Annotated in this window: 27 protein-coding genes; 9 read left to right on the top strand and 18 right to left on the bottom strand. The window is 67.4% G+C overall.

The annotated features are described in order from the left end of the window. Nucleotides 1–69: 69 nt before the first annotated feature. The 7 genes from AC3IPY_RS10125 to ctaE form a co-directional block, all read right to left on the bottom strand. Nucleotides 70–660, bottom strand: a complete 591-nt coding sequence (locus AC3IPY_RS10125; RefSeq protein WP_489184166.1) for a dihydrofolate reductase family protein — start codon at nt 658–660, stop codon at nt 70–72. 65 nt (nt 661–725) lie between these two features. Beyond that, nucleotides 726–1,532 carry a helix-turn-helix domain-containing protein gene (locus AC3IPY_RS10120; protein ID WP_489184165.1) on the bottom strand — a complete coding sequence of 269 codons (807 nt, stop codon included), beginning with the start codon at nt 1,530–1,532 and terminating at the stop codon, nt 726–728. A gap of 105 nt (nt 1,533–1,637) precedes the next feature. After that, nucleotides 1,638–2,462 carry a class I SAM-dependent methyltransferase gene (locus tag AC3IPY_RS10115; RefSeq protein WP_489184164.1) on the bottom strand — a complete coding sequence of 275 codons (825 nt, stop codon included), beginning with the start codon at nt 2,460–2,462 and terminating at the stop codon, nt 1,638–1,640. A gap of 95 nt (nt 2,463–2,557) precedes the next feature. Continuing rightward, nucleotides 2,558–4,165, bottom strand: a complete 1,608-nt coding sequence (gene qcrB / locus AC3IPY_RS10110) for a cytochrome bc1 complex cytochrome b subunit (protein ID WP_489184163.1) — start codon at nt 4,163–4,165, stop codon at nt 2,558–2,560. Continuing rightward, a complete protein-coding gene (qcrA, locus tag AC3IPY_RS10105) occupies nt 4,162–5,238 on the bottom strand; it encodes a cytochrome bc1 complex Rieske iron-sulfur subunit (RefSeq protein WP_489184162.1) in 1,077 nt (358 codons plus the stop codon). The genes qcrB and qcrA overlap by 4 nt, the downstream gene beginning before the upstream one ends. Before the next feature lie 37 nt (nt 5,239–5,275). Then, nucleotides 5,276–6,070 (bottom strand): cytochrome bc1 complex diheme cytochrome c subunit, encoded by a 795-nt coding sequence (gene qcrC / locus AC3IPY_RS10100; RefSeq protein WP_489184161.1) that lies wholly within the window; start codon nt 6,068–6,070, stop codon nt 5,276–5,278. Between the two features lie 49 nt (nt 6,071–6,119). Further along, on the bottom strand, nt 6,120–6,758 hold the full coding sequence (gene ctaE, locus AC3IPY_RS10095) for an aa3-type cytochrome oxidase subunit III (RefSeq protein ID WP_489188300.1): 639 nt from the start codon (nt 6,756–6,758) through the stop codon (nt 6,120–6,122). A gap of 132 nt (nt 6,759–6,890) precedes the next feature. On the opposite strand from ctaE, the gene trpD reads away from it, so the two are divergent. Beyond that, nucleotides 6,891–7,943 carry an anthranilate phosphoribosyltransferase gene (gene trpD, locus AC3IPY_RS10090; protein WP_489184160.1) on the top strand — a complete coding sequence of 351 codons (1,053 nt, stop codon included), beginning with the start codon at nt 6,891–6,893 and terminating at the stop codon, nt 7,941–7,943. 63 nt (nt 7,944–8,006) lie between these two features. Here the strand turns inward: trpD and glpK are convergent, their stop codons facing one another. Beyond that, nucleotides 8,007–9,521: a glycerol kinase GlpK gene (gene glpK, locus AC3IPY_RS10085; RefSeq protein WP_489184159.1), complete on the bottom strand. Its 1,515-nt coding sequence runs from the start codon at nt 9,519–9,521 to the stop codon at nt 8,007–8,009. A gap of 94 nt (nt 9,522–9,615) precedes the next feature. After that, complete coding sequence (locus tag AC3IPY_RS10080) at nt 9,616–10,374, bottom strand: MIP/aquaporin family protein (protein ID WP_489184158.1); 759 nt, start codon at nt 10,372–10,374, stop codon at nt 9,616–9,618. A gap of 204 nt (nt 10,375–10,578) precedes the next feature. Here AC3IPY_RS10080 and dhaK point away from each other — a divergent pair, with 204 nt between their 5' ends. The 3 genes from dhaK to dhaM are packed head-to-tail and all read left to right on the top strand — an operon-like array spanning nt 10,579 to nt 12,974. After that, the gene (gene dhaK / locus AC3IPY_RS10075; protein ID WP_489184157.1) at nt 10,579–11,580 is read left to right on the top strand and encodes a dihydroxyacetone kinase subunit DhaK; all 1,002 of its coding nucleotides are present in this window, start codon (nt 10,579–10,581) and stop codon (nt 11,578–11,580) included. A gap of 10 nt (nt 11,581–11,590) precedes the next feature. Continuing rightward, nucleotides 11,591–12,238: a dihydroxyacetone kinase subunit DhaL gene (gene dhaL, locus AC3IPY_RS10070; protein ID WP_489184156.1), complete on the top strand. Its 648-nt coding sequence runs from the start codon at nt 11,591–11,593 to the stop codon at nt 12,236–12,238. Beyond that, complete coding sequence (gene dhaM / locus AC3IPY_RS10065) at nt 12,231–12,974, top strand: dihydroxyacetone kinase phosphoryl donor subunit DhaM (RefSeq protein WP_489184155.1); 744 nt, start codon at nt 12,231–12,233, stop codon at nt 12,972–12,974. Before dhaL ends, dhaM begins: the two co-directional genes overlap by 8 nt. Nucleotides 12,975–13,016: 42 nt before the next feature. Here the strand turns inward: dhaM and AC3IPY_RS10060 are convergent, their stop codons facing one another. Then, on the bottom strand, nt 13,017–13,781 hold the full coding sequence (locus tag AC3IPY_RS10060; protein ID WP_489184154.1) for an SDR family NAD(P)-dependent oxidoreductase: 765 nt from the start codon (nt 13,779–13,781) through the stop codon (nt 13,017–13,019). A 179-nt stretch (nt 13,782–13,960) separates the two neighbouring features. Between AC3IPY_RS10060 and AC3IPY_RS10055 the strand changes: the two genes are divergently transcribed. Next, nucleotides 13,961–14,185: a hypothetical protein gene (locus tag AC3IPY_RS10055; protein ID WP_489184153.1), complete on the top strand. Its 225-nt coding sequence runs from the start codon at nt 13,961–13,963 to the stop codon at nt 14,183–14,185. A gap of 19 nt (nt 14,186–14,204) precedes the next feature. Here the strand turns inward: AC3IPY_RS10055 and AC3IPY_RS10050 are convergent, their stop codons facing one another. Further along, complete coding sequence (locus AC3IPY_RS10050) at nt 14,205–14,870, bottom strand: SDR family oxidoreductase (RefSeq protein ID WP_489184152.1); 666 nt, start codon at nt 14,868–14,870, stop codon at nt 14,205–14,207. 35 nt (nt 14,871–14,905) lie between these two features. After that, complete coding sequence (locus AC3IPY_RS10045) at nt 14,906–15,343, bottom strand: VOC family protein (protein ID WP_489184151.1); 438 nt, start codon at nt 15,341–15,343, stop codon at nt 14,906–14,908. 97 nt (nt 15,344–15,440) lie between these two features. Here AC3IPY_RS10045 and AC3IPY_RS10040 point away from each other — a divergent pair, with 97 nt between their 5' ends. The 3 genes from AC3IPY_RS10040 to AC3IPY_RS10030 are packed head-to-tail and all read left to right on the top strand — an operon-like array spanning nt 15,441 to nt 16,630. Further along, complete coding sequence (locus AC3IPY_RS10040) at nt 15,441–15,611, top strand: hypothetical protein (RefSeq protein ID WP_489184150.1); 171 nt, start codon at nt 15,441–15,443, stop codon at nt 15,609–15,611. Between the two features lie 3 nt (nt 15,612–15,614). After that, nucleotides 15,615–16,019, top strand: coding sequence for a GNAT family N-acetyltransferase (locus tag AC3IPY_RS10035; RefSeq protein ID WP_489184149.1), 405 nt, complete (start codon nt 15,615–15,617; stop codon nt 16,017–16,019). Between the two features lie 29 nt (nt 16,020–16,048). Continuing rightward, the gene (locus AC3IPY_RS10030; protein ID WP_489188299.1) at nt 16,049–16,630 is read left to right on the top strand and encodes a GrpB family protein; all 582 of its coding nucleotides are present in this window, start codon (nt 16,049–16,051) and stop codon (nt 16,628–16,630) included. 352 nt (nt 16,631–16,982) lie between these two features. On the opposite strand, the gene AC3IPY_RS10025 is transcribed toward AC3IPY_RS10030, so the two are convergent. Continuing rightward, entirely contained in the window at nt 16,983–17,537 is a 555-nt protein-coding gene (locus AC3IPY_RS10025) for an AAA family ATPase (RefSeq protein WP_489184148.1), read from the bottom strand. Nucleotides 17,538–18,027: 490 nt separating this feature from the next. Beyond that, nucleotides 18,028–18,486, bottom strand: a complete 459-nt coding sequence (locus AC3IPY_RS10020; protein WP_489184147.1) for a MarR family winged helix-turn-helix transcriptional regulator — start codon at nt 18,484–18,486, stop codon at nt 18,028–18,030. Nucleotides 18,487–18,556: 70 nt separating this feature from the next. Between AC3IPY_RS10020 and AC3IPY_RS10015 the strand changes: the two genes are divergently transcribed. Further along, nucleotides 18,557–19,045, top strand: a complete 489-nt coding sequence (locus AC3IPY_RS10015) for a hypothetical protein (RefSeq protein ID WP_489184146.1) — start codon at nt 18,557–18,559, stop codon at nt 19,043–19,045. A gap of 50 nt (nt 19,046–19,095) precedes the next feature. Here AC3IPY_RS10015 and AC3IPY_RS10010 read toward each other — a convergent pair whose 3' ends face one another. The 4 genes from AC3IPY_RS10010 to AC3IPY_RS09995 form a co-directional block, all read right to left on the bottom strand. Continuing rightward, entirely contained in the window at nt 19,096–19,284 is a 189-nt protein-coding gene (locus AC3IPY_RS10010) for a hypothetical protein (RefSeq protein WP_489184145.1), read from the bottom strand. 149 nt (nt 19,285–19,433) lie between these two features. Continuing rightward, a complete protein-coding gene (locus AC3IPY_RS10005; protein ID WP_489184144.1) occupies nt 19,434–19,901 on the bottom strand; it encodes an iron chaperone in 468 nt (155 codons plus the stop codon). 66 nt (nt 19,902–19,967) lie between these two features. Then, nucleotides 19,968–20,378 carry a VOC family protein gene (locus AC3IPY_RS10000; protein ID WP_489184143.1) on the bottom strand — a complete coding sequence of 137 codons (411 nt, stop codon included), beginning with the start codon at nt 20,376–20,378 and terminating at the stop codon, nt 19,968–19,970. Nucleotides 20,379–20,387: 9 nt separating this feature from the next. Beyond that, nucleotides 20,388–20,831: a helix-turn-helix transcriptional regulator gene (locus tag AC3IPY_RS09995; RefSeq protein WP_489184142.1), complete on the bottom strand. Its 444-nt coding sequence runs from the start codon at nt 20,829–20,831 to the stop codon at nt 20,388–20,390. Nucleotides 20,832–20,983 lie beyond the last annotated feature (152 nt).

Here is a 20,983-nt window from a genome sequence, read left to right as displayed (position 1 = left end):
CTCTCCCTCGTCTTCTCGGCGCTTCGACACCCGCTCGGGCAGAAACCGAGGGGGAGTTCACCTGCCGCCTCAGATCGATCGACGCCGTACGCGGTAGCGCAGGTGGAGCACTCGATTGCCCTGAATCACCACGTCGGGATCCTCGAGGACGTGCTGGGTGTCGAGCGAACCGAAGTAGCGCTTGCCGGACCCGAACACCACGGGTGCGATGTCCATGCGCACCTCGTCGATCAGCCCCGCGGCGAATGCCTGGCCGCCGACGTCGCCGGCGGCGAATTCGATGATGCGGTCACCTGCGAGCTCCCGCGCCCTGGCCACGGCCGCCGCGATGCCGTCGACGAAGTGGAACGGCGCGTCAGGGTCCCAGCCCTCGGGCGCCGGCCGGTGCGTCACGACGACCACGTGATCGACCCCGCTCGGAGGAGTGCCGTCCCAGCCGTCCGTCAGGTCGAAGACGTGTCGGCCGGCGATGGTCACGCCGACCTGGTCCCAGTAGGGCCGCACGTGATCGTACGATGCCTGCGACACCCTCAACACGCCGCTCTCGTCCAATGGCACATCACCGCTGACCAACCACTCGAACAGCGGACCCGGATCGTCCTTCTCGTCAGCGATGAAGCCATCCACCGATACCGCGGCATTCATGACGACGTTGCCCATGAGCTCTCCTCTGATTGGAATGCCTTCAGGTTAGGATCTGCGTGCGCCGTGGCTCTTGTAGGAAATCAATCGACTGGCAGCGGCCAGCTGTCCAGTTCGTTGCCGGGATGCTCGCGCGAGAACCGTCGCCGAACGTCGATGTACTCGGTCGGCGTGAGCCCGGTGAACGAACGGAAGTCGTGGCTGAAGTGGGACTGGTCGAAGTACCCGGCTCCAGCAGCGACGTCGCCCCAGTTGATCGGTTCGGCAGGGTTGATCGCCAATGCGGTCATGGCGAAGCGGTAGCTGCGGGCCAGCCGCTTCGGCGTGATGCCGACGAACTCCTTGAACCGCTGTGCGAGATAGGTGCTGCTGACACCGGCCTCCCGCCTCAGCTCGTCGACCGTCACCGCCCCGTTGGTCGCCGCGATGCGTCGGCACGAACGGCTGACCAGTCCCAGTCCGGGGGTGTCACGCAACCGTGCCAGCAGCGCCTTCTCGAGCAACGTGAGCATCTCGTTCGGCCCGTCCGCCGACTTCAACCGCTCATGCAGCGCGACGACGGCGGGCCGGCCCCACAACAGCTCGACCGTCACCGGTCGGTTGCACAGTTCGCTTGCCGGCATCGGCAGGAATGGCGCCAGCCCCCACGGCTTGAAGTGAACGCCGACGGACAGGGTCGGAGTGGGGTATCCGAACTCGAACGCACGGGTGGGCGGAGTGACCGCGCATCCGTCGGCGTACTCGGACGTGCCGGTATCGCCGCCGCCCCGAATCCGGAACGGCGCTCCGAGGTTCACGATGAGGAATGCTGCCGGCGAGGCCGGCAGCATGAACCGGCGATACGGCGGCGTGCCCTGCAGGTAGTAGACGTCGTCGATGAGCTCGTCCAACGGGGATCGCGGCGCTCTGGACACGTACTCCACGCCCACAGTATCGCCGACGTTTCGACCCGAGGTACACCGTTCAGTGTGAACCGCCCGAATCAATGGCCCCGATCAGGCGTTGTCGTCTTCCGTGGCTCGACGGAACGTGATGACATCGACGGCGACGGTGACCCTGGTCTCGTGAGGGCGATGAACGGCCGTCTGCGACGCTGCGGCGTCGCGATGGTGCGCGGTCGGGCCCATCGCCGTGAGCAGCTCGCGCTGTGCGGCGTCGATCGAGGCCTCGTACTCGACGTGCGTGCGAGACCCGGCGACGAAGCCGTTCCGGGCCAGTGCGGCAGCGACCTGGCCCTGCTTGTCGTCGGCGATCGAGAGCATCGCCCCGTCGTGTTGCAGCTCGACGAGATGGTTCTCTCTCGGTACCACCACGATGAGGATGCCGGTTGGGCGGATGACCCGCGCGTACTCCGGTGGATTGCGAGGGGCGAAAATGTTGAGCGCGATGTCGACGATGTCGTCGCGCAGGGGGAGCGGGCGCCAGATGTCGAGCACGACGCCGGTGGCGCCGGCGATCGCGCGTGCGGACAACCGTGCAGCGACCGGTGAGCGATCCGCGACGAGCACGGGCGAGTCCGGGTTGGCCTGCGCCACCGCACTCGAGTAGTAGCCGGTGCCGCTGCCGAAGTCGGCGATGCGCGGCGGCGCCGACGTGCCGTCGCGTGTGGTCGTCGACCAGAGCAGGCTCGCGCTGCTCACGGCCTCGGCGATCGGCCCGTAGAGGGCGCTGTCGAGCAGTGCCGCTCGAGCGGAGAGCATCTCACGGTCGTCGCCGATCGTACGCGGCGCCCTGGGCGGCAACAGCGTGACCGTGCGATGCTTCGAGACATCGAAACGATGCCCGTTCTCGCAGCCGATGACGAGGCGGTCGACGGGCATGAGATCGTGAATGCAGTTCGGGCACCGGAACCAGGTCGTGTCGAACGACGTGGATCCGGTGCCCGAATCGGTGTTGCGCTTCAGCGGGTCGGCCGTCAGTGGTGCTCGCCGTGACCGGACTCGAGTTCGCCCTTGGTGACGGGAGCGATGCGGTCCTCGAAGAACCACCGTGAGAGCGAAGCGCGGAAGCGCTGGCCCGCTGTGATCTTGCCGCGCGCGTTGGGGCGGATCATGAGCGGTGTGTAGCTCTCGAAGCTCACCAGGCGCCAGCGGTCGTACTCGTCGAGGGGCTCGTGCACCTCGATGTACTCGCCACCGGGGAGGCGGACGATGCGGCCGGACTCGAAGCCGTGCAGGACGATCTCGCGGTCCTTCTTCTGGAGCGCGATGCAGACGCGCTTCGTGATGAAGAACGCGATGAAGGGACCGATGATGACGACGGCCTGGATCGCGTGGATGACGCCCTCCATGGTCAGCCAGAAGTGCGTCGCCAGGATGTCCGAGCTCGCAGCGGCCCAGAGGCCCGCGTAGAACGTGACACCGGCGGCGCCGATCGCAGTGCGGGTCGGTGCGTTGCGGGGACGATCGGCGATGTGGTGCTCGCGCTTGTCGCCCGTGATCCACGCCTCGATGAACGGGTACAGGAGGACGAGCACGATGAAGATGCCGATGGCGATCAGCGGCACGATGATGTTGAACGACCAGGTGCGGTCGAGCCATACGAACTCCCAGCCCGGCGGGATGAGGCGGAGCGCGCCATCGGCGAAGCCGATGTACCAGTCGGGCTGCGTTCCGGCGGAGACCGGCGACGGGTCGTATGGGCCGTAGTTCCAGATCGGGTTGATCGTGAACAGCGCCGCGATGAGAGCGATGACACCGAAGATGATGAAGAAGAAGCCACCCGCCTTCGCCGCATAGATCGGCAGGATGGGCGGACCGACGGCGTTCTGCTGGGTCTTGCCGGGGCCGGCGTACTGCGTGTGCTTGTGGACGACCACGAACACGAGGTGCAGCGCGATGAAGGCGATCACGAGCGCCGGCAGCAGCATGATGTGCAGCGAGTAGAGGCGGCCCACCACCTGGTTTCCGGGGAACTCGCCCCCGAAGATGAGGAACGAGGTCCACGTGCCGATGACCGGGATTCCCTTGACGAGACCGTCGATGATGCGGAGGCCGTTGCCCGAGAGCAGGTCGTCGGGGAGCGAGTAGCCGGTGAAGCCCTCGGCCATCGCGAGGATGAAGAGCGTGAAGCCGATCACCCAGTTGAACTCGCGAGGCTTGCGGAACGCACCCGTGAAGTAGATGCGCAGCATGTGCAGGCCGATGGCGGCCACGAACAGCAGTGCCGCCCAGTGGTGCATCTGACGCACGAACAGGCCGCCGCGGATGTCGAACGAGATGTCGAGGGTCGACGCCATGGCGGCGGACATCTCGACGCCCTTGAGCGGCACGTACGAGCCGTCGTAGTGCAGCTCGGTCATCGACGCGTGGAAGAAGAACGTCAGGAACGTGCCGGAGATGAGGATGACGACGAACGAGAAGAGCGCGACCTCGCCGAGCAGGAACGACCAGTGGTCGGGAAACGCCTTGCGGCCGAGCTCCTTGATGAAGCCCGCGATGCTCGTGCGTTCGTTCACGTAGACGGCCGCAGAGGTCGTGAACGACCGCTTCTGCGTGTCAGTGGTGGGCGATGCGGTGCTCAATGGCGCTCCCAGAAGCTCGGGCCGACGGGTTCGGTGAAGTCGCTCTGCGCGATGAGGTAGCCCTCGTCATCGACGGCGATGGGCAACTGGGGCAACGGCCGCTTGGCCGGCCCGAAGATAACCGCTGCCTCGTGCTTGATGTCGAACTGCGACTGGTGGCACGGGCAGAGCAGGTGGTGCGTGTGCTGTTCGTACAGCGCGACAGGACAACCGACGTGCGTGCAGATCTTCGAGTAGGCGACGATGCCGTCGTACGCCCAGCCCTCGCGACCGGGGCTCGGGTGGAGATCAGCCGGGTCGAGGCGCATGAGCAGGACCGCGGCCTTCGCCTTCTCGTCGAGCTTGCCGTGCTCGAGGTCGTTGAGTCCCTCGGGAATGACGTGGAATGCGCTGCCCATGGTGACGTCGGACGCCTTGATCGGAGCACCGCTCGGGTCGAGCGCGAGTCGAGTGCCCTTGCGCCACATCGTGTGGCTGAGCAGGGGAACCGGAAGCTGGTCCTGCGGTGCGAGCCCGCGGAATGCGACCACCGCGGGAAGCGGGAAGACCACGATCGCGGCGATGAGGCTGTTGCGGATGACCGATCGCCGGGTGAATCCGGACTCCTTGTCGGCGTCGGTGAAGACCTTCACCGCGGCAGCCTGCGTCTCGGCGGAGCCGCCCTGCGGGTGCCGTTCGTCGACGAGTTCGACGTCTTGCATGACCGACTTGCCCCAGTGCACGATGCCGATGCCGAGTGCGAGGAGTGCGAGCGCCGCTCCGAGACCGAAGTAGAGATTGTTCAGGCGCACATCGCCCGGATTGTGCGACTCCATCGGGAACAGCATGTAGGCGGCGACCGCCCACAGGCTCCCGACGATCGAGAGGTAGAAGAGCGTGTAGACCGTGCGCTGCGCGCGCTTCTCGCGCTTCGGGTTCTCATCCGTCACACGAGGGCGGTGCGCCGGGAAGCCCGGGTTCTCGAACGCGTCCTGAACGATCAGCGCGGTGCCGGGTGAGGCATCGGATTCGTGCGCGGCATGCGACGAGTCGGCAGCGGCGAGTTCAGCTCCGCTGTTGTCGTCCTGGGCCATGGTTCTCCTTCTTCAGGTACTTCGGTACCGGCGTGCGCTAGTTGGACTTCGCCGTGATCCACACGGTGATCGCGACGATCGCGCCGAGACCGAAGATCCAGATGAACAGACCCTCGGCGACGGGACCGAGCGAACCGAGCTCGAATCCGCCGGGGGACCGGTTGTCCTGCACGTACTTGAGGTACGTGATGATGTCGCGCTTGTCTTCGGGCGAGATGTTCAGGTCGTTGAACACGGGCATGTTCTGCGGCCCGGTGACCATCGCCTCGTAGATGTGGACGCCCGAGACCTCGGTCAGCGGGGGAGCGAACTTGCCCTCGGTGAGAGCGCCGCCCGCACCGGCGACGTTGTGGCACATGGCGCAGTTGATGCGGAAGAGCTCGGCACCGTTGGCGGCGTCGCCACCACCGTTGACGAGGTGGTCGGAGGGGATGTCGGGGCCGGGGCCGAGCGAGGCGACGTAGTACGCCAGCTGCTTGACCTGCTCGTCGGTGAACTGGACCGGCTTCGCTTGAGCCTGCGGACCCTGCATCTGCATGGGCATGCGACCGGTGCCGACCTGGAAGTCGACCGCCGCGGCGCCGACGCCGATGAGGCTGGGGCCGTTGTCGGTGCCCTGCGCGGAGAGACCGTGGCAGGTCGCGCAGTTGGCCTGGAAGAGCTTCTTGCCCTCATCGATGGTCTGCTGCGACGTGGCGGACGACTCGGCCTGCGCGGTCGTGCCCGCGCTCAGCGCGGCGTACGCGCCACCGGTGAAGACGAGGCCGATCGCGAGCAATGCGACCGTTGCGAGCGGGTGCCGGCGGCCGGTGCGTCGCTTCTGGCGGTTCATGGGGTTCTTCCTGTTCACGGGCATGCTGGGTCGGCGCTCCTGCTTGCGACTATTTGAGGACGTAGATGACAAGGAAGAGCCCGATCCACACGACGTCGACGAAGTGCCAGTAGTACGACACGACGATCGCGCTCGTCGCCTCCTTGTGGCCGAAGTTCTTGACCGCGAAGACGCGGCCGATGACCAGGAGGAAGGCGATGAGGCCGCCGGTCACGTGCAGGCCGTGGAAGCCGGTCGTGAGGTAGAAGGCCGAGCCGTAGGAGTTCGAGTCGAGCGCGATGCCCTCGGAGACGAGGGTCGCGTACTCCCAGACCTGACCCGACACGAAGACGGCGCCCATGGCGAAGGTGAGGAAGAACCACTCGACCATGCCCCAGTCCCACGGCTTCCAGCCGGTCGCGTAGGGCTTCATCTTCTCGGCTGCGAACACGCCGAACTGGCAGGTCACCGAGGAGAGCACGAGGATGATCGTGTTCGTCAGGGAGAACGGGAAGTTCAGGACGCCGGATTCTGCGGCCCACAGCTCGGGCGACGTCGACCTGAGCGTGAAGTAGATCGCGAACAGGCCGGCGAAGAACATGACCTCGCTCCCGAGCCAGACGATCGTGCCCACCGCAACGGTGTTCGGTCGCTTGATCACGGGCGCGCTCGCCTGGAAAGTCAAAGAGGTGCTCGTCACGAAGACCATTATGGCCGAAATCAAGGCTGAGTTTTCGTCATAGTCGTTGCCCGTGTCGGATGCCGCGGGGTAAGGTTCCCCTTACTTTCGGTGTGGAAGACCCGTGAATCAGCCGTGAATCGGCTCGCTAGGATCGTCTTCATGCCCGTGGAATCGAATTGGCCAGACATCCTCACCGCCCTGCTCGACGGAGAGGATCTCAGTGTCTCCGAGGCCGCCTGGTGCATGGAGCAAGTCATGACGGGCACGGCCACCCACGCCCAGCTCGCGGGGTTCCTCGTCGCGTTGCGCGTGAAGGGCGAGACGGTCGACGAGGTCGTCGGCTTCCGCGATGCGGTGCTCGAACATGCCGTCCCGTTGCCCGTGGACCCCATGGCGCTCGACATCGTCGGCACCGGTGGCGACCGATTCGGCACGGTCAACGTCTCGACCATGGCCTCGGTCGTGGCCGCGGCATCCGGCGTTCCCGTGATCAAGCACGGCAATCGGGCGGCGAGTTCGGCTTCGGGGTCCTCCGACGTGCTCGCGGCGCTCGGCATCGACCTGACGATGTCGGCCGATCGCGTGGCGGCCGTGCTCGACGAGGCCGGCATCACCTTCGCCTTCGCCTCCGCGTTCCACCCTGGCTTCCGGCATGCGGGCGCCGTGCGCGCCGAGCTCGGGGTTCCGACGGTGTTCAACATCCTGGGTCCGCTCTGCAATCCGGCCCGGCCGGAGGCATCCGCCGTCGGGGTCGCGCACCTCGATCGCGTGCCGCTCATCGTCGGCGTCTTCCAGACGCGCGGCGCGACCGCCCTGGTCTTCAGGGGCGATGACGGGCTCGACGAACTGACGACGACCGGCCACAGCCATGTGTGGGAGATCTCGCGCGGCACGGTCAAGGAGCACGACCTCGATCCGCGCGATCTCGGCATCGCGCGGGCGAGGATCGACCAGCTCGCGGGCGGCGACGCCGCACACAACGCCGAGGTCGTCCATCGCGTGTTCGCCGGCGAGACCGGGCCGGTGCGCGACATCGTCGTGCTGAACGCGGCCGCGGGGCTCGTCTCGTTCGAACTCGCGAAGGACCCGTCGCAGGTGCAGCGCGCCATCCTCGACCGGTTCGCCGAGCAGATGGTCGTCGCCTCGGAGGCGATCGACAGCGGCGCGGCCGCACGCAAGCTCGAGCACTGGGTCGCGGCGACCAAGCGCTGACGCACGTACGCGTCGGGCCCCGCGGCATCCGCAGGGCCCGACGCGTCGTTTGCGTTCGGAGGCTCAGTTCACGTCGTCATCGACCCAGTCGAACGTCTTCGTGACGGCCTTCTTCCAGAGCCTGATCTGGCGATCGCGCTCGTCGGGGTCCATCTTCGGCTCCCAGCGCGAGTCCTCCTGCCAGTTGGCCCGCAGCTCGTCGAGGTCGGACCAGAAGCCGACCGCGAGCCCGGCCGCGTAGGCGGCGCCGAGCGCCGTGGTCTCGGCCACGACCGGCCGCACCACGGGCACGCCGAGGATGTCGGCCTGGAACTGCATGAGCGTGTTGTTCGCGATCATGCCGCCATCGACCTTCAGCTCCGTGAGATCGACCCCGGAGTCGGCGTTGACGGCGTCGAGCACCTCCCGCGTCTGGAACGCGGTCGCCTCGAGGGCCGCCCGCGCGATGTGCCCCTTGTTCACGTAGCGGGTCAGCCCCACGAGGGCCCCACGAGCGTCGGGCCGCCAATACGGTGCGAAGAGCCCCGAGAACGCCGGCACGAAGTACGCACCGCCATTGTCGTCGACCGACTTCGCCAGCTCCTCGACCTCTGGCGCAGACGAGATGAGCCCGAGATTGTCGCGCAGCCACTGGATGAGCGACCCGGTGACCGCGATCGACCCCTCGAGCGCGTAGTGGGCGGGCGCGTCGCCGAGCTTGTAGCCCAGCGTGGTGAGCAATCCGTTCTTCGAGTGGATGATCTCGGTGTCGGTGTTGAAGATGAGGAAGTTGCCGGTGCCGTACGTGTTCTTGGACTCGCCGGCGTCGAACGCGGCCTGGCCGAAGGTCGCGGCCTGCTGGTCGCCGAGGATGCCGGCGACCGGCACCTCGCGGAGCAGGCTCGACGGCTCGACCGTGCCGTAGACCTCGGAGGAGGAGCGGATCTCGGGGAGCATCGACTTCGGCACGCCGAACGCCTCGAGGATGTCGTCGCGCCAGGAGAGCGTCTCGAGGTCCATGAAGAGGGTGCGGCTCGCGTTGGTGACGTCGGTGGCGTGCACGCCGCCTTCGGCGCCGCCGGTGAGGTTCCAGAGCACCCAGGTGTCGGTCGTGCCGAACAGCAGGTCGCCGGCCTCGGCCTTCTCGCGGGCGCCCTCGACGTTCTCGAGGATCCACACGATCTTCGTGCCCGAGAAGTACGTCGCGAGCGGCAGCCCCACGATCGGCTTGAATCGCTCGACGCCGCCGTCGGCGGCGAGGCGGTCGACGATCGACTGGGTGCGCGTGTCCTGCCAGACGATCGCGTTGTAGACCGGTTCGCCCGTGTTCTTGTCCCAGACCACGGCGGTCTCGCGCTGGTTGGTGATGCCGACCGCGGCGATGTCGTGGCGGGTGATGTCGGCCTTGCCGAGGGCCTGGCCGATCACCTCGCGGGTGTTGTGCCAGATCTCCATGGGGTCGTGTTCGACCCAGCCGGCCTTCGGGAAGATCTGCTCGTGTTCGAGCTGCCCCGTCGCGACGATCGACCCCTTCTTGTCGAAGATGATCGAGCGGGTGCTCGTCGTTCCCTGGTCGATCGCCAGGATGTAGTCGGCCATGACTTCCTCTCATTGCTCCGCGCCCCGATCGCCGAGGCACGCGATTCAGTGATGTACGGGGCCGCCCGGCCGTCGGGCCGGGCGGCGGGGTCGGCTACCCGAGCACGGGCAGGAGGGCGAGCGCCGCCCAGCCGGCCAGGAGGCCTCCGGCGATCGGACCGACGATCGGCACCCACGAGTACGACCAGTCGCTGCTGCCCTTGCCCTTGATGGGCAGGATCGCGTGGGCGATGCGGGGACCGAGGTCGCGGGCGGGGTTGATGGCGTAGCCGGTCGGGCCACCGAGCGAGGCGCCGATCGCGATCACGAGGAACGCCACGGGAATCGCGCCGAGTTCGGCCGGGGTGCCGCCGTAGGAGAAGCCCAGGATCACGAAGACCAGCACGAAGGTGCCGATGATCTCGGTGACGAGGTTCCAGCCGTACGAGCGGATGGCGGGGCCGGTCGAGAAGACGCCGAGCTTGTTCGCCGGGTCGGGCTCGTCGTCGAAGTGCTGCTTGTAGGCGAGCCAGCAGAAGACGGCGCCGATGATCGCGCCGACGAGCTGCGCGCCGATGTAGGTGAAGATGGATGCCCCGTCGATGGGGATTCCGGGCACGAACTCCGTCTCGCCCTTGCCGAGGAAGTTCGCCGCGAGCCCGAGCGTGACCGCCGGGTTGATGTGGGCACCCGAGGCGTACGAGACGATCACGCCGGCGAAGACCGCGAGGCCCCAGCCGATGTTCACCATCAGGAATCCGCCGTTGAAGCCCTTGGTCTTCACGAGTGCGACGTTGGCGACGACGCCGCAACCGAGCAAGACCAGCATCGCCGTGCCGACCATCTCCGAAAGGAAGATGACTCCGAGATTCATTGCTACCCCCTTCGCGTGCGCCGCCCCGTTGCGGTCGCACACTCACACTATCCCCGTGCCCCGCGTGCGGGGAATGGCTGCGCGCGACATCCGCCGAACCCCTTCCACGCCGACCGGATGCTGGCGTAGGTTTGCCGAGGGAGTGCTGCGTCGGCGTCGATGCACGGTCGCTCGGCATCTCGCAGCCCGGGGGAGAGGACGAGCGTGAAGAAGATCATCAACGACCCGAAGCGGGTCGTCGAAGAATCAGTCGCAGGATTCGGACGAGCGCACGCGGACATCGTGCGGGTCGAACTCGACCCGGTGCACGTGGTCAGGGCGGATGCGCCGATCGCGGGCAAGGTCGGCATCGTGAGCGGCGGCGGCAGCGGCCACGAGCCGCTTCACGCCGGGTACGTCGGCTTCGGCATGCTCGACGCCGCCGTGCCCGGTGCGGTGTTCACCTCGCCGACGCCCGACCCGATCCTCGCGGCGACGAAAGCGGTCGACGGCGGGGCCGGCGTGCTCCACATCGTGAAGAACTACACCGGCGACGTGCTGAACTTCGAGACCGCGGCCGAGCTCGCGGCCATGGACGGCATCACCGTGCGGGCGGTCGTCACCGACGACGACGTCGCGGTCAAGGACTCGCTCTACACGGCCGGGCGTCGAGGCGTCGCCGGCACCGTGCTGGTCGAGAAGATCGCCGGGGCGGCCGCGGAGCGCGGCGACTCGCTCGACGAGGTCGCCGCCGTCGCGGAGCGGGTCAACGCGAATGCGCGTTCGATGGGCCTCGCGCTCACGGCGTGCATCGTGCCGCATGCCGGTGAGCCGAGCTTCGACATCGGCGAGGACGAGATCGAGATCGGCATCGGCATCCACGGCGAGCCCGGGCGCGAGCGCGTGGGTCTCGAACCTGCGGACCGCCTCGTGGACCGGCTCCTCGAGCCGATCATCGAGGACCTCCCGTTCGGCGAGGGCGATCGCGTGCTGCTCTTCGTGAACGGCATGGGCGGCACGCCGCAGATCGAGCTCTACATCGCCTACCGCCGTGCGGCGGAGGCCCTCGGCGAGCGCGGCATCGAGATCTCTCGCTCGCTCGTCGGCAATTACATCACCGCGCTCGAGATGCAGGGGATGTCGATCACGCTCCTGAAGCTCGATGACGAGATGATCGAACTCTGGGACGCGCCCGTGCAGACCGCGGCGCTCCGATGGGGTCGTTAGGAGAACGCACGTGGGATTGGACATCACCTGGGCCGTCGACTGGGTCAGACGAAGTGCCGAAGTCGTCGCGGAGCATCGCGTCGAGCTCATCCGACTGGATCGCGACATCGGCGACGGCGACCACGGCGAGAACCTCGATCGCGGGTTCGAGGCCGTGATCCCGAAGCTCGACGACCTGGCCGCGGGATCGACGCCCGGGGACGTGTTGAAGCTCGTCGCGATGACGCTGATCTCCACCGTGGGCGGGGCGGCCGGGCCGCTGTACGGCACGGCCTACCTCAAGGCCGCTGCGGCGGCCGGCTCCGAGGCCTCGCTCGACGGACCCGCGGTCGCGCGCATGCTCGAGGCGGCACGAGACGGCATCGTCTCGCGCGGCAAGGCCGAGACCGGCGACAAGACGATGATCGACGCCTGGACGCCGGCGGTCGACGCGGCGGCCGCGGCGGCGGAGTCGGGCGCCGATGCGTCGGCCGTGCTCGCGGCGGCGGCGAAGGCGGCGGCGGCGGGGGCCGAGGCGACCGAACCGCTCGTGGCGCGCAAGGGCCGTGCCAGCTACCTCGGTGAGCGTTCGGTCGGTCATCGCGATCCAGGTGCCCAGTCGAGCGCCCTGCTGCTGCAGGCCGCAGCCGATGCGGCGTCCGAGTCGACGGGTGCCTGACGTGGCGGAGGGCGGCCGGGTCGGCGTCGTCTTCGTCTCGCACTCGTCGAAGATCGCCGAAGGGCTGGTCGAACTCGCGGGTCAGATGGCACCGTCCGTCGCGCTCGTCGCGGCCGGCGGCACCGACGACGGCCGGATCGGCACGAGCTTCGACCGGGTGATGTCGGCGATCGGCGAGGCCGACTCCGGCACGGGCGTCGCCGTGCTCTGCGACCTCGGTTCGGCGATCCTGACCACGGAGACGGCACTCGACTTCCTCGACGATGACCTTCGGGCGCGCGTCGAGGTCGTCGATGCCCCGCTCGTCGAGGGCGGGGTCGCGGCGGCGGTCGCCGCCGAATCGGGCGAGCCGCTCGAATCCGTGGTGCGCGCGGCGCAGTCGGCGGGCGGCGCCGACGCACCGAGTGGGGCGGATGCCGCGGGGTCGGCGCCCGGCGCCGCGACGACGCCGATCGGGCAGGGCCGCGACGCGGCATCCGGCGGTGTGGTTCGCACGGTCACGCTCGTGAACGACGACGGATTGCATGCGCGCCCGGCGGCCGAGCTCGTGAAGCTCGCGAGCTCCTTCGCGCAGAAGGTCACCGTCAACGGCATCGACGCGCGGAGCCTGCTCGCGATCATGTCGCTCGGGCTCACGAAGGGTGCCTCGCTCGAGATCGCGAGCGACGACCCCGCGGCCGCGGACGCGGTCGACTCGATAGCCGAGCTCGTCGAGTCCGGATTCGGCGAGGCCTGAGCGCTCGACCGCCGGGTGGCCGCGGAGGGCTGCGAGCGATCCTCAGTTGCCCCCGGCGACCCTGATGTCGGCGCCCGTGGTGTACGAGGCATCCGCCGACATCAGGTAGACGACGGCGCCGGCGATCTCGTGCACCTCGCCCGGCCTGCGCATGGGGATGCCGGGCGCGCGCTCGTCTGGCGCGTTCGGGCGCCCGGCCGCGGCATGGATCTCGGTTCGCGTCGTGCCGGGCGACACCGTGTTCACGCGCACGCCCGCCGGGCCGAACTCCTTCGACGCGCCCGTCGTCAGCGCGTTCAGCGCCGCCTTGCTCATGGCGTAGGTGATGTACGTATTGGGCGAGCCGCTCTTCGCCGCGCCTGAGGAGATGTTCACGACGCTGCCGCCTGCGCCGCCGAGGTCGGTCGACATGTGGGCGATCGCGGCTTGGGTCACCACGATGGGCGCGAGCACGTTGACGCGGAAGACGAGCTCGGTCTCTTCGAGCGGTGCGTCGAGGAACGGCCCGATGCGCCCGGTGATGCCGGCGTTGTTCACGAGCCCGGTCACGGTGCCGAACTCGGCGATCGCCTGCGGCACGACGCCCGCGGCCGCCTCGAGATCGGCCATGTCGACCTGCAGCAGCAGCACGCGGGCGCCGGATGCCTCGCACTCGGCCTTCACGCGCTCGGCATCGTCGAGGCGATCGCGGTAGGTCAGCACGAGATCGTGGCCGACCGCCGCGAGACGACGGGCGATCTCGGCACCGATGCCACGGCTGGCGCCGGTGATGACGGTGACGGGTCGGGTCGTGGCATCCGTGGTCATGCGACCAGCCTATGACGGCATCCGATACGGCAGACGACGGGGTCTCGGGTACGGAATCGGATGCTGGCGGCGACGGGCGTCGAGGCGTAGCATCCGCTCATGGCACGCGCGGCGGCGAGCCCGTCTGAGGGCATGGAGCGCGACACACCGACGCGTCTTTCAAGAGAGTCGAGTTGGAGATGACACCCGCATTCGGACAGGAACGGCTCACCGAGGATCGTCCGGAGGACTCCACGCCGATCGCCGATCGTCCCTGTCCGCTCTGCGGACACGCGATGGGGGAGCACGTGCTCGACCATTCCACTCCGGAGTCGATTCTGGTGTGCCCGACGAACGAACGCCTGCCAGAGCGGCCGATCGACCGCCCGCTCAATGAGTTCGGCATGACGCTCGACGAACCATGAGCGGCGCCCGGCGCGCCCGTCAGTAGCGCGCGGAGAACGCCCCGTCGGCCTTGAGCAGCTGGCCCGACACCCAGCGCCCCGCCGGGGAGACCAGGAACGCGACGAACTCGGCGATGTCGCGGGGTGTTCCGAGCCGGCCGAGCGGATGCTGCGCCTCGAGCTCGCGCGCGAAGTCGGCGGTGATCCAGCCGGTGTCGATCGGCCCCGGGTTCAGCACGTTCGCCGAGATGCCGCGTGGCCCGAGTTCGCGCGCCGCGGAGATGACGATGCGATCGAGCGCGCCCTTCGACGCCCCGTACGGGAGATTGCCGGTCGTGTGATCGCTCGTCAGCGCCACGATCGCACCGCCGTCGGCAGGAGCCTGCCGGGCGAACGCCGCGATCAGAAGCAGGCCGGCGCGTGCGTTGACCGCGACGTGGCGGTCGAAGCTCTCGGCCGTGGTGTCGAGGATGCCGGATTCGACGTCGTGCGCGTGGCTGAGCACGAGCGCGGTGATGGGGCCGCGATCGCGCTGCACCGCCTCGATCAGGTCGGCGGGTGCCTCGGGCTGCGACAGGTCGCACGGGAAGTCGGCGTCGAGCAGGTCGCTCGTCGCGACATCCCACCCGTCGTCGATCAATCGGGGAACGATGCCGGCGGCGATGCTGTTCGCGCGCGCGGCGCCGGTGACGAGAGCGAGGGGCATGCCGTCACGCTATCGTGCGGACGCTGCGCGTGCCGCTACGGCTTCTTCAGCTCTTCGGCGAGCATCACGAGGATGCCGCTCGGCCCGCGCAGGTAGGTGAGCTTGTAGACGTCTTGGTACGTCGCCACTCCGCGGAGCGGGTGACATCCGTGCTTCGCGGCGATCTCGAGGGCCGCGTCGATGTCGTCGACCGAGAAGGCGACCCGGTGCATGCCGATCTCGTTGGGAAGCGTCGGCTCGGTCTCGATCGCATCGGGGTGGATGTACTCGAAGAGTTCGAGCTGACCGTGCCCGTCGGGCGTCTGGAGCATCGCGATCTTGGCGTGGTTGCCGTCGAGGCCGACGGCGGTGTCGGTCCACTCGCCGCTGACGGTGTCGCGGCCGATGACGCTGAGACCGAGATCGGTGAAGAACGAGATCGTCGCCTCGAGGTCGCGAACGGCGATGCCGACATTCTCAAGTTTGATGGCCATGCGTGCATGCTACCGAGCGGCACCGACGTCGCACCCACGCGACGTTCTCCGTCTCACGGGGGAGGCGGACCGCGGCTCGACGCTGCAGACTCCACGTATGAGCGAGACGATCTTCACCCCCGGTGCCGCGGTCATCACCACGCGCGGACGCGGCGCGATCATCGATGTGCGGGCCAGTCCCGCCGGCAAGTTCATCTTCGGGGTCGAGGATGCCGATGGCGAGGTGACCTACTTCACCGAGAAGGCGATCCGGCTCGCGCAGAACTAGAGCATGAAGGACTCCATTGACGTGAGGGTCAAGCACCCGATCGATGACGAGGTGCTGACAACTCTTCATGCCCGCGCCTTCGGCACCACGCCCACGAGAATCGAACCATGGGCGGAACGTCTCGCGCGCGTCAGTGTCAGCTGGATCGGGGTCTTCGATGCCGACCGCCTCGTCGGTTTCGTGCATGCCTGTGGCGACGGCGGGGCGCACGCCTTCGTCCTGGACGCCATCGTCGATCCGGCCTACCAGCGTCGCGGCATAGGGCGGGCCCTCATTTCGGCCCTGCAGGTCGAGGTTGCAGCTGCCGGCTGCGAATGGCTGCATGTCGACTACGAACCGCACTTGGCGGCGTTCTATGAGGTGTGCGGCTTCCGGCCTTCGGCAGCGGGGTTGATGCGCCTCACCTGAGCCGCGCGCAGTGCGAGGATGTTCAGGTGATGAACAGCCGCAAGCCCCGCCGACCGGATGTCACGACCCTGGAACTCGTCGGGGGCCCCGAGCCGCTCGAGGTCGAACTGCACGACTACGACGAGCGGTGGCCGGCCGTTTACCGCGAGCACCGGCGCCGGATCGAGGGCGCGCTCGCAACAGCGGACGTCGAGATCGAACACATCGGGTCGACATCGGTTCCCGGGCTGGCGGCGAAACCGATCATCGACATCGTGGTGACAGTGAATGACATCACTGCTGAAGAGGACTACCTCGACCCGCTCCTGGCCGCCGGATACGTCCTGCGGGTTCGTGAGCCGGGGCATCGGCTGGTGCGCACACCCGCGCGCGACGTGCACGTGCACATCTACGAACGAAACGCACCCGCGGTGGGGGAGTACCTCCTCCTTCGCGATCACCTTCGCTCCGATGCCGATGATCGTGCACTCTACGAGCGCACCAAGCGGGCCCTGCTCAGCACGCGGTGGGACGACATGAACGACTACGCCGACGCCAAGACCGACGTCATCGTCGAGATCAAGGCGCGGGCGCGGGCGGCGCGTCAACTGAGCGTGCAGCGTTCCCGGTAGGGGACAGGTCGCGATCGAGCGGATGCCGCGGCTGAACGCATTCGGCGGTACCCGATGTGCGTGGTCGACGACGACGGAGATATGTTTGCCCGCTCTGTATCCGGGAAAGAGTCAGGATTCCTGCAGGACTTGCAACGGGCCAGTTGGAAACGCCGGATCAACGCCGGATCAGGCAAGGCGCGTCGTCGGTGCGAACCCGTGTCGCTAGACGAACGACTGGAGTATCGCAGGGCAATTCCCGGATCAGGCGTACGTTCGTTGGCCAAGGAGGGGACTATCCGAACTTGGTGGTGCTGCAAATTCATGCAGCTTGTGGATGTACGACTGGATATCCGGCTTATCGCTGCGAGGACTATTCGCCCTCAATCGCCCGCGGTGGTGTGCGTTGAGGGCTGAGGTCCTTCAGGATCGACGTCACGAGATCTTCGGTCGAAACGTCGCCGCCTACGCGTGTTTCGTCGTGCCAGGGGAGCGGTTGCCACCCGTCGTACCAGTCGCGGATCTTGTCCTCGCCGAACTCCTTCGACAGTGGCCGTCCTGCGTGGCGTCGGATCGTCTCGTCGAGTCCGACATCGAACTGGTAGATCCGGGTCTGCCCGCGGTGGTCGTCGTGCAGGCACCTGAACAGCGCTGAGTAGTCGCGCAGATTGAAGATTCCGTCCATGATGACGTCGTATCCGAGGTTCAGAGCGTCGCGCGCAGCGCCGACAATCAGGATGCCCGCGTCGCGGGAGCGCTGTGGCCTGTCGTCGTTGCTCAAGATCTCGCGGCGGAAGTAGTCCTGGTGGATGAGGGCGACCTTCGGCCCGAGCTTCTCGCGTAGCGCCAGCGCTGTCGTTGTTTTTCCTGAGGCAGAGTCTCCTCGAAGAATCACGAGACAAGTGGATTCGTTGCCGACGGATGTCACGCCTTCATCTTGTCAGCTCACGGGATAGTCAAGACCCTATGTATCGGTGACGTGGCCAGGCACGACGAAGGTGTTCGTCCTGTTCTGCCCCCGAAGGGCGGCCGTCCCTGAGCTGATGCTGTTTGGTGGCGGGGCAACTGCCCATGATGTTGCCGCTCCGGGCGGCATGGGCCGCCATTATCTGAGCCGAGTATCCAAGCAGCGCGCCGAGGGTGGCTGCGTCGAGCTCTTTCGGCGGTGCGAGCACTCGCTTTGAGCGAGCGATGTCGTCCGGTCAGTTTCCTCTGTTGCAGGAAGGCCCGAACGTGTTTCCGGGTCGAAGGTCCTTCAGACCCTTAAAGGTCGATCTGCTCCTGCCGAAGGTCGTCGACCTTCGTGTGCTGTTCCTCATCAAGGGCGTCAGACCGGATACCGGAGGAGGACATCTGCATAAAACGCAAGTCATCCTCTTACGTTCGGACATAATGTGCATTATCGGCGCAATGGCGATTCACGCCTCAGGAGGGGTTTCAGCGGTCTCTTCCGGCATCGACGCCCGCGTCAGGATCGACCTCAGCATGCCGAGGTCGTCAGTGTCGACTGCGTGGAACACGCTGTTCGCCACGCGTTGCGTGTGTTGCTGTGCCGTTCGCAGGGCGACGTCGCCATCTGCCGTAAGCTCGAGGATCGTGACGCGACGATCGTTCGCCGACGGTGTTCGTGACACGTAACCGAGACGATCGAGATCGTCGATCACCCGGACCATTCCGGTCTTGTCGGTGCTCAGCCGCACCACGAGATCCCGTTGGGTCTGCACGCCGTCTCGGATCAGGAACATCACCGAGACGTGTCGACTCGTCAGGTTCATGGGCTGCAAGGCCGTGTTCAGGCGCTGCGTGGCGAGTGAATGCACCTGGTTGAGCAGTAGTCCGACCTCGATCGAGATCCGGCTCCGGTCTTCTTCGCTCATGCTCCGATTCTCCCCCATTTAGATCCAAATGCAATTGATCCATTTGGATCTAATGTGTTACGCTCCCCTCATGGCTTCCCCCACCGAAGCGACGACTCACGACGCCCCGGCGAGAGCATCCGACCTGCGCCGGTGGCCCGGATGGCTCCTGCGCATCGCGCTGACGGCGACGGCGGTGCTCATGTTCGCCCAATCCGTGTCGGCCGGCCTGTTCATGGGCGGCCTGCATCCGGCCTTCGCGGTGCATCGCGAGATGGCGACCGTCGCCGGCATCGCCGTGATGGTCGGCATCGTGGCCGCGGTGCTCGCGCGCCGGTTCGGGCGTGCGCCGCGCTGGCCGATCACCGCCACGATCGCGCTGCTGGCCCTGATGTCGCTGCAGGCGTTCGCCGGCTTCCGTTCCCTGGTCGCGCTCCACGTCCCGTTGGGCGTGATCGTGATCCTGCTCACCCTGGCTCTCGCCGCGTGGTCGTGGTGGTATAGACCGGCGTCGCCACGAGGGCCGGAGCACGTTCTCGCCGAGGCCGCCGAGTCGAGCCGACCTGACGAGCTGACCTGACGCGCTCAGGAACGCTCCGACGCGTCATCCGGCCATCGCCACGGCCTCGTTCAGAACGCCCGCGTCGCGACGCCCGCCGTGTGTGCGGCCGCGATCGCCTCGCTGTGGGACCGCTCCCCTGCGATCGATGCGTCGTCGTCGCCTGGGCGGCGCTGTGCGCGACGCTCGCGAACGACGAGGAGCGCAGTGGATGCAACCACGACGGTGCCGATGCCGATCAACCAGAACAGCAGTTCCATGATGAACCTCCTCGTCGGATGGCTCACGTTACTCCACAGCCGGGCGCTTCCGCCGGAATCGCCGCATGCGGGATTCGAATCGATGCGTTGCGCTCATGGGTGCTTCGAGACGGCGGCGATTCCGGAATGCATGGGGTGACGAGACCCCGTCATCCTGCTGCGCGTGCGACCAGTTCGGTGATGAGCTTCTCGTCGGCGGCGGTGAGCTTCGTGACGGCGAACGACGTCGGCCACATGGTGCCCTCGTCGAGCGCCGCGCCGTCGTTGAAGCCGAGGGTCGCGTAGCGGGCCTTGAACTTGCCGGCCGGCTGGAAGAACACCACCGCCTTGCCGTCGGCTCCCGCGTAGGCCGGCATGCCGTACCAGGTGCGGGGGCTGAGCCCGGGCGCGTGCTCGAGCACGATCGCGTGGATCGTCTCGGCCGCAGCGCGGTCGTCGCCGTCCATCGCCTCGATGCTGGCGAGGCAGTCGGCCAGCGCCTCGGCGGCCTTCTCCTCGGCGGACGCCTTGCGCGCCGCCTTCTTCGCCTCGGCGGCGGCCGCCTTCATCGCCGCCTTCTCCTCGGCGCTGAACGCCTGGTGCGACGGTTCCTTCTTGGTCGTCTTCGTCTCGGTCATGATGTTCCTCGGTCTCCTCGTCACGTGAATTCACTGAGCGGATGTCGCAGCTGCGACATCCTCGGATCAATTGGGCTGCTGGATGCGGACCATGTTGCCCGCGGGGTCGCGGAACGCGCAGTCGCGGACGCCGTAGGGTTGGTCGATCGGCTCCTGGGCGACCTCCGCGCCGCTCGCGGCGACCTGCTCGAACGTGCTGTCGACATCGCTCGTCGACAGCACGATGCTCGCGTAGGTGCCCTTCGCCATCATCTCGGCGACCGTGCGGCGCTCCTCGTCGGTCGTTCCGGGGTCGGGCGTCGGCGGCGTGAGCACGATCGAGGTCTCGGGTTGGCCGACCGGTCCGACGGTGATCCACCGCATCTGCTCGTAGCCGACGTCGTTGCGCACTTCGAACCCCAGCGTGTCCCGATAGAAGCTCAGGGACTCCTCGGCATCCGTGTGCGGAAGGAAGGTGTACTGAATCGTGATGTCCATGACGCCACGCTACTTGCGGCGCGCCGGCGTCGCTTCTCGATTCCTGATCGGTCTCGCGACCCGCTTCGCGAGCACCGACGGCACCGCCTCGAAGATGCCGTCGGGCTGCTGCCGGTACACGCTCGGCGGCACCCCGACGAGTTCGGTGAACCGGGTGCTGAACGTGCCGAGCGACGAGCAGCCGACCGCGAAGCAGACCTCGGTGACGCTCAGCTCGCCGAGACGCAGCAGCGCCATCGCGCGTTCGATACGACGCGTCATGAGGTAGCTGTACACGGACTCGCCGTACGCGAGCTTGAACTGCCGGCTGAAGTGCCCGGCCGACATGTTGACGCCGCGCGCGAGTTCGTCGACGTTCAGCGGCTTCGCGTACTCCCGGTCGATGCGATCGTGTGCGCGCCTCAGCAACGCGAGATCTCGCAGCCGCTGCTCATCGCCCGAAGTGCCGGTCACCCATCGATTCTGACATGCGGATGCCGCGACGCGCCGTCTCGCGTCACGGCCGCGTGCGCGCGGGTCCGGCGCGCGCGTCCGCGGGCGGGATCGGGTGACTCGCGGAGACATCCACGGCATTCGGCCTGATCTGGGAATAGCCTGAGAGTCGC

The sequence above is a fragment of the Agromyces sp. GL_144 genome, from assembly GCF_057834305.1.
The sequence above is the reverse complement of the archived record's forward strand: the minus strand, read 5'-3'. Positions and strand labels throughout refer to the sequence as shown.

Coding starts and splice junctions, on each gene's coding strand:
- AC3IPY_RS10055 (WP_489184153.1), top strand. CDS start 13,961: ATGACACCCGCATTCGGACAGGAACGGCTCACCGAGGATCGTCCGGAG.
- AC3IPY_RS10080 (WP_489184158.1), bottom strand. CDS start 10,374: ATGAATCTCGGAGTCATCTTCCTTTCGGAGATGGTCGGCACGGCGATG.
- AC3IPY_RS10050 (WP_489184152.1), bottom strand. CDS start 14,870: ATGCCCCTCGCTCTCGTCACCGGCGCCGCGCGCGCGAACAGCATCGCC.
- ctaE (WP_489188300.1), bottom strand. CDS start 6,758: ATGGTCTTCGTGACGAGCACCTCTTTGACTTTCCAGGCGAGCGCGCCC.
- AC3IPY_RS10060 (WP_489184154.1), bottom strand. CDS start 13,781: ATGACCACGGATGCCACGACCCGACCCGTCACCGTCATCACCGGCGCC.
- qcrA (WP_489184162.1), bottom strand. CDS start 5,238: ATGGCCCAGGACGACAACAGCGGAGCTGAACTCGCCGCTGCCGACTCG.
- AC3IPY_RS10125 (WP_489184166.1), bottom strand. CDS start 660: ATGGGCAACGTCGTCATGAATGCCGCGGTATCGGTGGATGGCTTCATC.
- AC3IPY_RS10010 (WP_489184145.1), bottom strand. CDS start 19,284: ATGGAACTGCTGTTCTGGTTGATCGGCATCGGCACCGTCGTGGTTGCA.
- AC3IPY_RS10115 (WP_489184164.1), bottom strand. CDS start 2,462: ATGCCCGTCGACCGCCTCGTCATCGGCTGCGAGAACGGGCATCGTTTC.
- AC3IPY_RS10035 (WP_489184149.1), top strand. CDS start 15,615: ATGAAGGACTCCATTGACGTGAGGGTCAAGCACCCGATCGATGACGAG.
- qcrC (WP_489184161.1), bottom strand. CDS start 6,070: ATGAACCGCCAGAAGCGACGCACCGGCCGCCGGCACCCGCTCGCAACG.
- AC3IPY_RS10030 (WP_489188299.1), top strand. CDS start 16,049: ATGAACAGCCGCAAGCCCCGCCGACCGGATGTCACGACCCTGGAACTC.
- AC3IPY_RS10015 (WP_489184146.1), top strand. CDS start 18,557: ATGGCTTCCCCCACCGAAGCGACGACTCACGACGCCCCGGCGAGAGCA.
- AC3IPY_RS10000 (WP_489184143.1), bottom strand. CDS start 20,378: ATGGACATCACGATTCAGTACACCTTCCTTCCGCACACGGATGCCGAG.
- AC3IPY_RS10005 (WP_489184144.1), bottom strand. CDS start 19,901: ATGACCGAGACGAAGACGACCAAGAAGGAACCGTCGCACCAGGCGTTC.
- AC3IPY_RS10020 (WP_489184147.1), bottom strand. CDS start 18,486: ATGAGCGAAGAAGACCGGAGCCGGATCTCGATCGAGGTCGGACTACTG.
- AC3IPY_RS10045 (WP_489184151.1), bottom strand. CDS start 15,343: ATGGCCATCAAACTTGAGAATGTCGGCATCGCCGTTCGCGACCTCGAG.
- trpD (WP_489184160.1), top strand. CDS start 6,891: ATGCCCGTGGAATCGAATTGGCCAGACATCCTCACCGCCCTGCTCGAC.
- glpK (WP_489184159.1), bottom strand. CDS start 9,521: ATGGCCGACTACATCCTGGCGATCGACCAGGGAACGACGAGCACCCGC.
- AC3IPY_RS10040 (WP_489184150.1), top strand. CDS start 15,441: ATGAGCGAGACGATCTTCACCCCCGGTGCCGCGGTCATCACCACGCGC.